11 protein-coding genes are annotated in these 11,749 nt (G+C 73.2%); 7 read left to right on the forward strand and 4 right to left on the reverse strand.

The genetic code is table 11. From position 1 onward, the window contains the following. Window positions 1–41 precede the first annotated feature (41 nt). From ACFY1J_RS23610 to ACFY1J_RS23620, 3 genes are all read left to right on the forward strand, one after another. Complete coding sequence (locus ACFY1J_RS23610) at window positions 42–773, forward strand: phosphatase PAP2 family protein (protein WP_390710547.1); 732 nt, start codon at window positions 42–44, stop codon at window positions 771–773. A 10-nt stretch (window positions 774–783) separates the two neighbouring features. After that, entirely contained in the window at window positions 784–1,497 is a 714-nt protein-coding gene (locus ACFY1J_RS23615; protein WP_390710546.1) for an HAD family hydrolase, read from the forward strand. Between the two features lie 138 nt (window positions 1,498–1,635). Beyond that, complete coding sequence (locus ACFY1J_RS23620) at window positions 1,636–2,298, forward strand: TetR/AcrR family transcriptional regulator (RefSeq protein WP_390710545.1); 663 nt, start codon at window positions 1,636–1,638, stop codon at window positions 2,296–2,298. Between the two features lie 13 nt (window positions 2,299–2,311). Here the strand turns inward: ACFY1J_RS23620 and ACFY1J_RS23625 are convergent, their stop codons facing one another. Continuing rightward, window positions 2,312–2,833 (reverse strand): DUF6214 family protein, encoded by a 522-nt coding sequence (locus ACFY1J_RS23625; protein WP_390710544.1) that lies wholly within the window; start codon window positions 2,831–2,833, stop codon window positions 2,312–2,314. A 199-nt stretch (window positions 2,834–3,032) separates the two neighbouring features. On the opposite strand from ACFY1J_RS23625, the gene ACFY1J_RS23630 reads away from it, so the two are divergent. Further along, window positions 3,033–4,379: an FAD-dependent oxidoreductase gene (locus tag ACFY1J_RS23630; protein WP_390710543.1), complete on the forward strand. Its 1,347-nt coding sequence runs from the start codon at window positions 3,033–3,035 to the stop codon at window positions 4,377–4,379. Window positions 4,380–4,428: 49 nt separating this feature from the next. Here the strand turns inward: ACFY1J_RS23630 and ACFY1J_RS23635 are convergent, their stop codons facing one another. Continuing rightward, a complete protein-coding gene (locus tag ACFY1J_RS23635) occupies window positions 4,429–4,788 on the reverse strand; it encodes an ArsR/SmtB family transcription factor (protein WP_390710542.1) in 360 nt (119 codons plus the stop codon). A gap of 126 nt (window positions 4,789–4,914) precedes the next feature. Between ACFY1J_RS23635 and ACFY1J_RS23640 the strand changes: the two genes are divergently transcribed. After that, window positions 4,915–5,994 carry an NADH:flavin oxidoreductase/NADH oxidase gene (locus ACFY1J_RS23640; protein ID WP_390731812.1) on the forward strand — a complete coding sequence of 360 codons (1,080 nt, stop codon included), beginning with the start codon at window positions 4,915–4,917 and terminating at the stop codon, window positions 5,992–5,994. 8 nt (window positions 5,995–6,002) lie between these two features. Here ACFY1J_RS23640 and ACFY1J_RS23645 read toward each other — a convergent pair whose 3' ends face one another. Together ACFY1J_RS23645 and ACFY1J_RS23650 are read right to left on the reverse strand one after the other, a co-directional pair. Then, window positions 6,003–6,662: a hypothetical protein gene (locus ACFY1J_RS23645; RefSeq protein ID WP_390731813.1), complete on the reverse strand. Its 660-nt coding sequence runs from the start codon at window positions 6,660–6,662 to the stop codon at window positions 6,003–6,005. 171 nt (window positions 6,663–6,833) lie between these two features. Continuing rightward, window positions 6,834–7,574, reverse strand: a complete 741-nt coding sequence (locus ACFY1J_RS23650) for a PaaX family transcriptional regulator C-terminal domain-containing protein (protein ID WP_390710539.1) — start codon at window positions 7,572–7,574, stop codon at window positions 6,834–6,836. 71 nt (window positions 7,575–7,645) lie between these two features. Between ACFY1J_RS23650 and ACFY1J_RS23655 the strand changes: the two genes are divergently transcribed. Further along, window positions 7,646–9,307, forward strand: a complete 1,662-nt coding sequence (locus ACFY1J_RS23655) for a DNA alkylation response protein (protein WP_390710538.1) — start codon at window positions 7,646–7,648, stop codon at window positions 9,305–9,307. A gap of 134 nt (window positions 9,308–9,441) precedes the next feature. Then, window positions 9,442–11,430 carry a HEAT repeat domain-containing protein gene (locus tag ACFY1J_RS23660; protein ID WP_390731814.1) on the forward strand — a complete coding sequence of 663 codons (1,989 nt, stop codon included), beginning with the start codon at window positions 9,442–9,444 and terminating at the stop codon, window positions 11,428–11,430. The last annotated feature ends 319 nt before the right edge of the window (window positions 11,431–11,749 follow it).

Below are 11,749 nucleotides of genomic sequence, written 5' to 3' on the forward strand. Positions count from 1 at the left end.
GGGGCTGGCCTCCTGCCCCACGCGTCGGGGAAGATCACGGCATGCACCGCCCGACCCGCCCGGCCGTCCTCGCCGTCGCCGCCCTGACCGTGCTCTGTGCGGCGCTGCTGACCCTGGTCGCGGTCGAGTGGCGCCCCCTGATGACCTTGGACGGGCACATCGCCCGCACCACCCACCGCTGGGCGCTCGACGAACACGGCCTCACGCATTTCTTCCGCATCCTCACGGACTGGGTCTGGGACCCGCTGACCATGCGCCTGGTGGCCGCGGCGGCCGCGCTGTGGCTGGTGTGGCGCCGCTCGGCGTGGCGGGCGGCACTGTGGCTGGAGGTCGTCTGCGCACTGGGCACGGTGGCGCAGCAGGCGCTGAAGGCGGCTGTCGGCCGCCCGCGCCCGGTCTGGCCGGACCCCGTCGACTCCGCCCACTACGCGGCCTTCCCCTCCGGTCACGCGATGACCGCCACGGTGGTGTGCGGCCTGCTGCTGTGGCTGCTGCGCCACTTCGGCGCCGGGCGCGTGCTGTGGCGTACGGCGCTCACGGTGGCGGTGGTCTCCGTCGTCGGGGTCGGCCTGACCCGGGTGTGGCTGGGGGTGCACTGGTTCTCGGACGTGGTGGGCGGGTGGCTGCTGGGGGCGCTGGTGGTGGCCGTGGCGGTGGTGGTGTACGAGGGGCCGCTGGGTGGCCGGCCGGCAAGTTCCGGGGTGCTTTGCGACCCGCTCCGCCGAACCGACACGCGCCGGACCCCGGCCATGCCCCGGACGGACCGCCGGTAGGGTCCGGCACATGGCTGCCGTCCTCTTCGATTTCTCCGGGACCCTCTTCCGTATCGAGTCCACCGAGTCATGGCTGCGCGCCGTACTGGCCGAGACGGTCTTCAGTCTTTCCGAGCCGGAACTGATCGAGACGGCACGGGCGTTGGAGACGGCGGGTGCGCTGCCGGGCGGGGCGTTGCCGGTCGAGCTGCCCGAGGAGCTCGCCGAGGTGTGGGCGGTGCGCGACGAGAGCGCCGAGTCGCACCGGGCCGCGTACACGGGTCTGTCCCGCCGGGTCCCGCTCCCCGACCCCGCGCTGCACGAAGCGCTGTACGAGCGGCACATGTCCCCGGCCGCATGGTCCCCTTACCCCGACGCCGCCGAAGTGCTGCAAACGCTCCGCGAGCGCGGGATCGGGGTGGGCATCGTCAGCAACATCGGCTGGGATCTGCGCCCGGTGTTCCGCGAGCACGGTCTCGACCCCTACGTGGACGCGTACGTCCTGTCGTACGAACACGGCGTCCAGAAGCCGGACCCGCGGCTGTTCTCCGCCGCCTGCGAGGCCCTCGGCGCCGATCCGCGGGACGTACTGATGGTCGGCGACAGCCGCCCCGCGGACGGTGGCGCGAGCGCGCTGGGCTGCCGGGTGCACTTCGTGGACCATCTGCCGTGCGCCGAGCGACCGGACGCACTGCTGCCGGTGCTGAACCTGATGGGCCGGCCCGCCCCCGGTTCACCGTCGTAAGAAGGAAAACGCCGCCCGCCTGAGACGATCCCCCGCGTCGCCCCAGACGGACGGCAGCTCTGAGCGGACCCGCGCAGAAGCCGGGCCTCCCGCGTTGAGTATAGTTGGCTGGCAGCCAGTCAACGCAGGAGTTACAGCATGTCCCCGCGCAGCGCCTCGGTCAATGAAGAGTTGCGCCGTCGTTCCCGGGAGCGGCTCCTGCAGGCCGCGGTCGAGCTGGTCGGCGAGCACGGTTTCGAGGCCACGACCCTGGGTGACATCGCGGACCGGGCGGGTTCGGCACGCGGACTGGTGTCGTACTACTTCCCCGGCAAACGCCAGCTGGTGCAGTCCGCGGTGCACCGGCTGATGCACCGGACGCTGCAGGAGGCCCTGGAGCGCGAGCCGCACACCGAGGACGGCCGGGAGCAGCTGGCCAGGGCCATCGACGCGATCCTGGGACTGGCCCGCGACCGGCCCGTACTGATGCGGCAGCACATGGCCGGACTGCTGCAGGCCCAGGGGTTCGTGCAGTGCCCGGAGCAGCGGCGCCTGTCGGAGCTGCTCAGCGACACCGTCGCCCGGTACGGCTCGCAGGACGTCGCGACCGACTACCCGATGCTGCGCGCGCTGCTCATGGGCGCCGTGTACGCGGCGCTGATCCCCGGAGTGCCGATGCAGATCCCCGTCCTGCGGGCGGAGCTGTTCAAGCGCTACCGGCTCGACTGGGAGCTGGGCATGCCGCCCGGGACCGAGCCGCCCGGCAGCACGTGCGAGAAGGATCTGTCGCGGTTCTTCGCGACGGACGACCGGCCGGAGTGACCGGACCCGGCCGTCAGCGCCGTGCGTGACCGGGCGTCAGCAGGCCCGCTTCCCGCGCCCGGGCGATGAGCCGGAGCGACCTGCGGCGACTGCGCCCGGTCGCGCACATCACCGCGAGGACGGGGTCGAGCCCCTCGTCCCGGGCGGCGCGGTACTTCTCCGCGACGAGCCGGCGCCCCTCGACGCCCCGCGGCCATGTGGGGCGGGCACGGCTCGGGCCGAGCGGCCTGGCGTGGTCGATGCCGTACGCCGTCCCTGTCCCGGCAACCGTCTCCCCGGCGGCGTTCGTCTCCGCCCCGGCCTTCGTCTTCATGCCGCACGCCTCGAACAGCGGTGTCTCGATCCAGTCGGCGAGGACCGTCAGGTCGGCCAGGGAGAGGGCGGGCTGGGCCCTGACGTCCTCGATGGAGACGCTTGCCCCGGTCACCACGGCCAGTGCGTCGACCCGGGCGCCGTCGGCGAAGGCCAGCAGGACATGGAACCAGGACGTGCGCTCCCCGCGCTCCCGCACCGCCCACGCGGGCTGGACGGTCACCGCGCCGTCCGCCGCACAACGGGCGGAAAGATTAAGAAAGGATGCGTCTAGCACACACGGAACGTAACCGCATGATCACAATCCATACGAATGGACACGCGTCCACATCACCCGCCTGCACCCTGTCAGCGGAGCCCTTGCGGTGCAATGCTGGAGCCATCAGCGATCTCCTCCGGCCTTCCGGGGAAGGGGTTCCGCCGTGCTGCGTGTCGCCATTGTCGGCTCCGGGCCGAGCGGGTGCTACACCGCCCAGAGCCTGATCCAGCAGGACTCCGAGGTGCGAGTCGACGTCCTGGACCGGCTGCCGTGTCCGTACGGTCTGGTGCGCTACGGCGTGGCACCGGACCACGAGAAGATCAAGTCGCTGCAGGGAAACCTGCGGACGGTCCTGGAGCACGACCGGGTGAGGTTCCTCGGTGGCGTGCAGATCGGCGGCCCCCGCGGGCTGCCGGTGGACCGGCTGCGGGAGCTGTACCACGCGGTGGTGTACTGCGTGGGCGCCGCGACCGACCGGCACCTGGGCATTCCCGGCGAGGATCTGCCGGGCAGCTGGTCGGCGACCGAGTTCGTGTCCTGGTACAGCGCGCATCCCGACTCCCGGCCCGAGGACTTCGTCCACGAGGTCAGGTCGGCCGTGGTCATCGGCGTGGGCAATGTCGCGGTCGACGTGACGCGGATGCTGGCCCGCGGGGCGGCGGAGCTGAACCCCACCGACATGCCGCAGGCGGCGCTGACGACACTGGCCGCGAGCCGGGTGACCGACGTGCACATGGTGGGCCGGCGAGGCCCCTCGCAGGCCCGCTTCACCACGAAGGAGCTGCGCGAGCTGGGCGGCCTGCCCGACACCGAAGTCGCCGTCGACCGGGCCGAGTTGACGCTGGACCCGGCCTACACCGACCCGTCGGGACTGCCCGCGCCGCAGCGCCGCAACGTGGAGGTGCTGCGCGGCTGGGCGGACCGGCCGCCCGGGGACGCGGCACGCCACATCGGGCTGCGCTTCTTCCTGCGTCCCGTCGAACTCCTCGCCGAGGATGGGCGGGTGGGCGCGGTGCGCTTCGAGCGGACCGCGCCGGACGGGCACGGCGGGGTGACCGGCACGGGTCGCTTCGAGGACATCGAGGCGCAGTTGGTGCTGCGCTCGGTGGGATATCGCGGAGTGCCACTGGCAGGGCTGCCGTTCGACCCGCGCACCGGCACCGTGCCGAACGAGGAGGGCCGCGTCGTGCGCGACGGCCTCGCCTCCCCGGGCGAGTATGTGTCCGGGTGGATCAAGCGCGGTCCGACCGGTGTCATCGGCACCAACCGCCCCTGCGCCAAGGAGACGGCGACGTCCCTGCTGGCGGACGCTCCCGTGCTCGAACGCCGGGACGTGCCGGTGGACCCCGTCGCGGCGCTGCGGGCTGCGGGGATCGAGCCGGTCGCGTGGGCGGGCTGGCAGGCCATCGAGCGGGCCGAGGCGGAACTCGGGGCGTCGCTGGGCCGCAGCGTGGTCAAGCTGGCCGACTGGGACTCGCTGCTGACGGCGGCACGGACGGCGGCCTCGTAGGCAGGCCGGTTCGGGATGTACGCGGCCCGGTCGCGGCGATCGTGCCGGCTCAGCCGTCACCCCCGAGACGGACCGCCTGACGGTCGGCGGCGGCGAGGAGGCTGTCGAGGAGTCCCGGGAAGAGCTGCTCCAGGTCCTCCCTGCGCAGGCCGTTCATCTTGGCCGTGCCCCGGTAGACCTGCCGGATCACTCCGCTCTCGCGCAGCACCCGGAAGTGGTGCGTGGTCGTGGACTTGGTGACCGGCAGGTCGAAGTGCGAACACGAGAGCTCACCGCCGTCGGTGGCGAGATCGCGCACGATCTGCAGCCGCAGCGGATCGGAGAGCGCGTGCAGCACGGCCTCCAGACGGATCTCGTCGCAGCTCGGATGCGGAAGCGCGCGACTGGTCGCGTCGGTGCTACTGGTCACGGCGGCGGCTCCACTTCGGCTGATCGGCACCTTCATTGTACGAGAAGCATCGTAGTTTGACATCCACTGTACTACGATGGTTATCGTACGAGCCTGCCACTGGCCCCGCGACGAATGGAGTCCGCCGTGAGCGCGCTCTTCGAGCCCTACGCCCTGCGCGAAGTGACCATCCCGAACCGGGTCTGGATGCCCCCGATGTGCCAGTACTCGGCCGCCCCCGAGGGCCCGCTGGCCGGCGCCCCGCACGACTGGCACTTCGCCCACTACGCGGCCCGCGCGACCGGTGGCGCCGGTCTGATCGTCGTCGAGGCCACGGCCGTCTCCCCCGAGGGCCGGATCTCGCCGTACGACCTGGGCCTCTGGAACGACACGCAGGCCGAGGCGTTCCGCCGGATCACCAGCTTCCTGGCGGCGCAGGGCACCGTGCCCGCGGTCCAGCTCGCGCACGCCGGCCGCAAGGCCTCCACGGACCGGCCCTGGAAGGGCGGCGCACCGGTCGGCCCGGAGGCGCACGGCTGGCAGCCGCTGGCGCCGAGCCCGGTCGCGTTCGACGACGGGCACCCGGTGCCGGACGAGTTGACGGTGGATCAGATCCGGGCGATCGTCGAGCAGTTCGCGGCCGCCGCCCGCCGCGCCCTCGACGCCGGTTTCGAGATCGCCGAGATCCATGGCGCACACGGCTATCTGATCGGCGAATTCCTCTCCCCGCACTCCAACCACCGCACCGACGCGTACGGCGGCTCGTACGAGAACCGCACCCGTTTCGCCCTGGAGGTCGTCGACGCCGTACGGGCGGTGTGGCCGGACGACAAGCCGCTGTTCTTCCGCATCTCCGCGACCGACTGGCTGGAGGAGAACGGCTGGTCCCCGGACGACACGGTCCGCTTCGCGGGCGAACTGCACACCCACGGCATCGACCTGCTCGACGTCTCCACCGGCGGCAACGCCTCCGGCGTCCGCATCCCCGTCGCCCCCGGCTACCAAGTTCCCTTCGCCGCCCGGGTGAAGGCCGAGACCCCGATGCCGGTCGCCGCCGTGGGCCTGATCACGGATGCCGAGCAGGCGGCCAAGATCGTGGCCAACGGCGAGGCGGACGCGGTACTGCTGGGCCGCGAGCTGCTCCGCAACCCGTCCTGGCCGCGGCTGGCGGCACGCGAGCTCGGGGGCGAGGTGCGGGTGCCGGAGCAGTATCACCGGTCGGTGTGACCTGCGCGCTATAGGCGGCTCAGCATGAGGGAGAGCGCATTCGTGGCGTCACTGCGGTTCTGCGCCGGGGTGCCGCCGCGGGTGACATACGTCTGCACCAGGTAGCGCCCTTTGCGGCCGGTGAGATACGTGTAGTACGCGTCCGCCGGCCGGCCGTTCTCGTCGGCGACCAGGTGGCCCTCCTCCCCCACCACCTCGTCGAAGCCCGTCGGCCGCGGGACGTCGACCTGGTGGACGCTCTCCCATCTCGCCTTGCTCGCGGCTTCCTTCTCCATCGGGCACCGTTGCACGTCCGAGCGCAGCCGAGCGACGTCCGCCTGAGCGGAGCTCGCGTTCCGGTAGACCACGACCGTCGAGTTCGCATAGACCGTCCTGTCCTCCTTCCTGACGCCGCGCTGCAGGGCGGCCAGCGCGTTCACGATCGGCTGCGTCACGTAGTTGCAGTCGGGATCGGTCACGCCCTCGGACTTCTCCTCGTTCTCGTAGTGATCGCTCCGGGTGAAACCGGATCCCCAGTCCGCGGGGGTCAGTGCCACGCGTCTCGTGATCTCGCGAGCCGACGCGGCGGTGCTGGGGTCCTGTTTCGTGCCGCCTTCGCCACCCCTGGACATCGCGAACACCACCGCGATGCCGACGACGGCGAGCACCGCGACGACGAGCGCGGGCACGCCACGCCACCAAGGTCGCCGAGCAGCAGGCGGAGCGGGAGGAGGGGGCGGCGGCGGTCCGGGCTCCGACGCTCCGTGCAGCGGACCGGGCGGCGGGCCGGACGGCGGTTGAGCGCTCACATACGTGCTCTACCACCCGTGGGGCAAAGGCCGCGCCGCCGGACCCAGAGATCACCTGACTGACCGGGCCAGCTCCCGCTGATAGTCCGCATACGCGGTGCGCAGGGCCTCTCCCGGCCAGTCGGCGGGCAGGAGCCCGGGAGGCAGGACGGGGTCGGTGAGCAGATGGCGTACGACCGCGGCGAAGGCGGTCAGCAGATCGGCCGGGCGGTGGGACTCGGTGACATGGGCGAGCAGCGCACGGGCGGTGTCGGCCCAGGCGTCGAGCGGCCACAGGCGGGCGGCCAGCTCGTGCGCGGAACCGTCGGGGCGGGCGCCGTAGGACCGGGCCACCCGCTCCAGGTCGTCCGGCAGGGAGCGGACCAGGTTGGCGGGCCGCAGCCACACGCCCTCGCGGAGCTCGGCCAGGCGCAGGGCGGTCAACCGGGCGCGCAGCTCGGCGCGTTCGGCGGGGCCGCGGCCGGTCGCCGTGATCACCACCATCTCCCAGTCGCCCTCCCACGCGCGCGTGCGGGGGTGCAGCGCCTCGTCCTGGCGGCGCTGGCGGGCCAGCAGCCGGTCGCTGAGCCCGTAGACGGCGTCCGTGCGCCGCAGGTCGCCGACGGCCACCATCCGGCTGAGCGCGGCCCTCAGGGTGGAGCCGCCGACACCGAAGGGCTCCACCAGCCGCACGAGGTCCTTCACCGGAAGCTCCGGCGGATGCGTGCCCAGCAGCAGGCTCAGCACGACCGATCGCGCGGACAGCGGCCGCAGGTCGGCCTCGCCGGGCTGCACTGACACGTTCATCCGCATGGACACGTACTGTACGTGCGCCTTCTTGTTGCATCATTGCTACAACCGCAGGAAGCGTGCAACATGACCGTATGGTCTCGACACCCGCACGGCCTCAGCCGCAGTACGCCACCCACGACGTCACCAACCAGGCCTCCCCCCTGGCTCCCTACGACGCCTCCGAGGACCCGGCCCTCCTCGAAGGGCTGCGCCGCGAGGAAGCCGGCTGGGCCGAGGAAGAGGTACGGCGCCTCGGCCTGAGCGCCGGCAGCGCCCAGGCGCAGGAGTGGGGTGAACAGGCCAACCGGCACGAGCCCGAGCTGCGCACGCACGACCGGTACGGCAACCGGATCGACGAGGTGGAGTTCCACCCCAGCTGGCACCACCTGATGCGGGTCGCGGTCGCCGAGGGTCTGGCCGGCGCGCCGTGGGCGGACGCCCGGCCGGGCGCCCACGTCGCCCGTACCGCGGGCGGGCTGGTGTGGGGTCACACCGAGGCCGGCCACGGCTGTCCGACGTCGATGACGTACGCGGCCGTCCCCGCGCTGCGCGCCCAGCCGGAGCTCGCCAAGGTCTACGAACCGCTGCTCACGAGCCGCGAGTACGAGCCGGGGCTGCGGGTGCCCACCGAGAAGCGAGGGCTGCTCGCGGGCATGGGCATGACGGAGAAGCAGGGCGGCTCCGACGTCCGTACGAACACCACCGTGGCCACGCCCACCGCCGAGCCCGGTGTGTACACCCTGCGCGGGCACAAGTGGTTCACGTCGGCGCCCATGTGCGATGTGTTCCTGGTGCTGGCCCAGGCTCCGGAGGGGCTGTCCTGCTTCCTGGTGCCGCGCATCCTGCCCGACGGCAGCCGGAACACGTTCCGCATCCAGCGGCTGAAGGACAAGCTGGGCAACCGGTCCAACGCCTCCTCCGAGCCGGAGTTCGACGGGACCGTGGCCTGGCTGGTGGGTCCCGAGGGCCGGGGCGTGAAGACGATCATCGAGATGGTCAACTGCACCCGGCTGGACTGCGTGATGTCCTCGGCGACGCTGATGCGCAAGACGCTCGTCGAGGCGGGCCACCATGCGCGGCACCGCAGCGCGTTCGGCGCCCGGCTGGTCGACCAGCCGCTGATGCGAAACGTCCTGGCCGATCTCGCGCTGGAGTCGGAGGCCGCCACCACGCTCACGCTGCGGCTCGCCGGGGCGGCCGACCGGGCGGTGCGCGGGGACGCCGGGGAACAGGCGTTCCGGCGGATCGCGACCGCGGTCGGCAAGTACTGGGTCACCAAGCGGGGCCCGGCCTTCACGGCGGAGGCCCTGGAGTGCCTGGGCGGCAACGGCTATGTCGAGGACTCGGGCATGCCCCGCCACTACCGGGAGGCACCCCTGCTGTCGATCTGGGAGGGGTCGGGGAACGTCAACGCGCTCGACGTGCTGCGGGCGCTCGGCCGCGAGCCCGGCACCGCGGAGGCCCTGTTCGCCGAACTCGCCCTGGCGCAGGGGGCGGACGCACGCCTGGACGCGGCCGTGGCCCGGCTGAAGGACCGATTGGCCGAAACCGATCAGTCCGGCGCCCGCCGATTGGTGGAGCTGATGGCCCTGGCCCTGCAGGCCTCCCTCCTCGTCCGGCACGCTCCGCCCGCGGTCGCCGACGCCTTCTGCGCGAGCCGGCTCGGCGGCGACTGGGGGCACGCCTTCGGCACGCTGTCCGGCGCGGCCGACCTCGACACGATCCTGGAGCGGGCGCTGCCCGGCGGAAACTGATCCCTCCCGCCGGGCGCGCGCTCCGTGGCCGGTGACAGCCGACGGATCGCACACAGTCGCCGCGCGACTCCGCTTCGTTGTCAGTGCCGTGGTGCAGACTCGCGATCAGGTGGCAATCGCCTGGGGAGGACAACGTGTTCACGGGGATCGACGAGGTCGACTGGGCTTCGCTGCGGCACGCGTACGGCAGCGCGCAGGACGTGCCCGCGCTGCTGCGGGGACTCGCCTCCGCGGACCCGGCCGAGCGGGAGACAGCGCTCGACGGGATGTACGGCTCGGTGCACCACCAGGGGAACGTGTACGACTCGACGCTGGCCTGCGTGCCGTTCCTGTTCGGCCTCATGGCCCGCGCGGAGGTGCCGGACCGGGGCGGCATAGTCGAGCTGCTGGTCAGCATCGGCGAGGAGTGCGCCGGAGCCGGCCGCGCACCGGCGCACACCGCGGTGCGCGCGGGCGCGGAGGCCTTCGTTGCGCTGGCCGGGGACCCGGACGCGGGGGTGCGGCGGGCGGCGCCCGGGGCGCTCGTACGGTTCCTGGACGAACCGGCACGCGTGCTGGACCTGTTGCGGCAGCGGCTCACGGTCGAGCGGGACGGCCGGGTGCTGCTCGCCGTGACCGAGAGCCTCGGCCAGTTCGCACGGTGCCACCCCGGGCACGCCGCCGCGGCGGTGGACCTCCTGGCCGCGCAGAGCGCTCCGCCGTACCACCCCGGCCTGCGGCTCGCCGCGCTCGGCCAGCTCGCGCTCGGCGCGCCGGACCGGCTCCCGGCCGATCTGGTCCCCACCGTGGTGCGGCTGCTCCGGGACAGGTCCGAGCAGCGCTGCGGCGGGCCGGACCGGGCCGAGACGGACACGCTCGTCGGCCGGATACGGCGCCTGCGCCCGTCGGACGAGGAGGGCTCGCACCTGCTGCGGACGCTCCACACCGCCCTCGGCGGCCGGGTGACCGACCGGACCGCCCTGCTCAGCGGGCAGTTGACCAGCCCGGACCCGATCGACCGGTGCAACGCGGTGTGGATGTCGGCGGCGCTGTTCCGCGAGTGGCGCGCCGACCATTGCGAACCGGTCGCGCTGATCGGTGCCCAGCTGTGGGCGGAGCAGGACCAGTTGCGGGACGCCTCGGTGTCCGTCCTGTCGGAGCTGTTCGAGCTGGCCGCGCCCGCCGCCGACGACCTCGCCGCGCTGCTGACCGAGCGGCCCGGACTGCGGGTCAACCGGTGGGAACGCGGGGCACCGACGCTGGGCGGCCCGCTCAAGGCCCTCGCCAGAAGCGGTGATCCGCGGGCGGTGCCGCTGCTGGCCGAGGTGCTCGCGGGGCCGGTCGTACCCGACGACCTCGGACAAGTGATCGTCCATCTCGGCGGGTCCGCGGCTCCGCTGGCTCCCGCGCTGCGCCGCGGGCTCGGCCGGGTGGCCCTCGACTCCCCCGACGTCACCGACCGTGCCGTACCGCTGCTGTCGGCGCTCCGGACCCTGGGCCACACGGAGGCCGTCGGGGAGGTGCTGCGGCTGCTGCGGGGCACGCCGGGCGGCGCCGGTCCCCGGGAGGCCGTGGTGACGGACGCGGTCCGCACCCTGGGGTCGTTCGGGCCGGCCGCGCGCGTGGCGGTGCCGGACCTGCGGGGGTTGCTGAACGCCGGGTGCGCGGCCGTGGCGGCGGGGGCGCTGTGGTCGGCGGAGGGGGACGCCTCCGCCGTGCTCCCCGTCTTCTTACGGGAGTTGACGCACGACCGGTCCGGCCGTCGGCGCGCCGCCGCCGCGGAGCTGGCCCGCCTCGGTCCCGAGGCCCGCCCCGCGCTGCCCGCGCTGCGCCGCATGACCGAGTCGGACCGGCTGTGGGAACGGACGGCCGCCGCGTACGCCTTCTGGCACATCGCCGGTGACCCCGAGCCCGTGCTCCCCGTCCTCCGTTCCGCCTGGACGGAGAACCCCCGCACGCGCGGCACAACGGCCGCGCTCCTCACCGAGATGGGCCCCGCGGGCGCACCCCTGTGGGACCTGGTGACCATGGAACTCGCCACCCCTCGCCGCCACACGGCCCGAACGGGCGGCTACGGCAGCCACGACATCCTGAAGGACGAGAGGTTGCTGAGGAGGTGCCGCGAGGTGTTGGGGGACGGGTAGGGGGCGCCGGGGTGATGACGTTCGCTCACGCGCCGGGCCGTCGACGCGGGCCCTCCACGGCACAGGCCAGCCAATCAGGGCGCCGCTGACGCCCGCCCTCGCCCGAGGGGACCGTCGGCACGCAGCCACGGGCCCAGGCTTGCGGCTCCGAACGCGCCGGAGTTGCGGTGTTCGCAAGCCGGGCCGACGGCCGGCGCCCGCTCCCACCGCACGGGCCACCGCGCCGCGCAAGCACTGAGCACAGACGCGCGCGACGCGAGCCCGCGGCAGCGCCACGCCGCTCGAGCGGCCTGATCAGCAGGCGGACGCCGGCCCTCGC

It is taken from the genome of Streptomyces sp. NPDC001406 (assembly GCF_042895285.1).
Lineage (GTDB): Bacteria > Actinomycetota > Actinomycetes > Streptomycetales > Streptomycetaceae > Streptomyces.

Coding starts and splice junctions, on each gene's coding strand:
- ACFY1J_RS23620 (WP_390710545.1), top strand. CDS start 1,636: ATGTCCCCGCGCAGCGCCTCGGTCAATGAAGAGTTGCGCCGTCGTTCC.
- ACFY1J_RS23615 (WP_390710546.1), top strand. CDS start 784: ATGGCTGCCGTCCTCTTCGATTTCTCCGGGACCCTCTTCCGTATCGAG.
- ACFY1J_RS23610 (WP_390710547.1), top strand. CDS start 42: ATGCACCGCCCGACCCGCCCGGCCGTCCTCGCCGTCGCCGCCCTGACC.
- ACFY1J_RS23650 (WP_390710539.1), bottom strand. CDS start 7,574: ATGCGGATGAACGTGTCAGTGCAGCCCGGCGAGGCCGACCTGCGGCCG.
- ACFY1J_RS23655 (WP_390710538.1), top strand. CDS start 7,646: ATGGTCTCGACACCCGCACGGCCTCAGCCGCAGTACGCCACCCACGAC.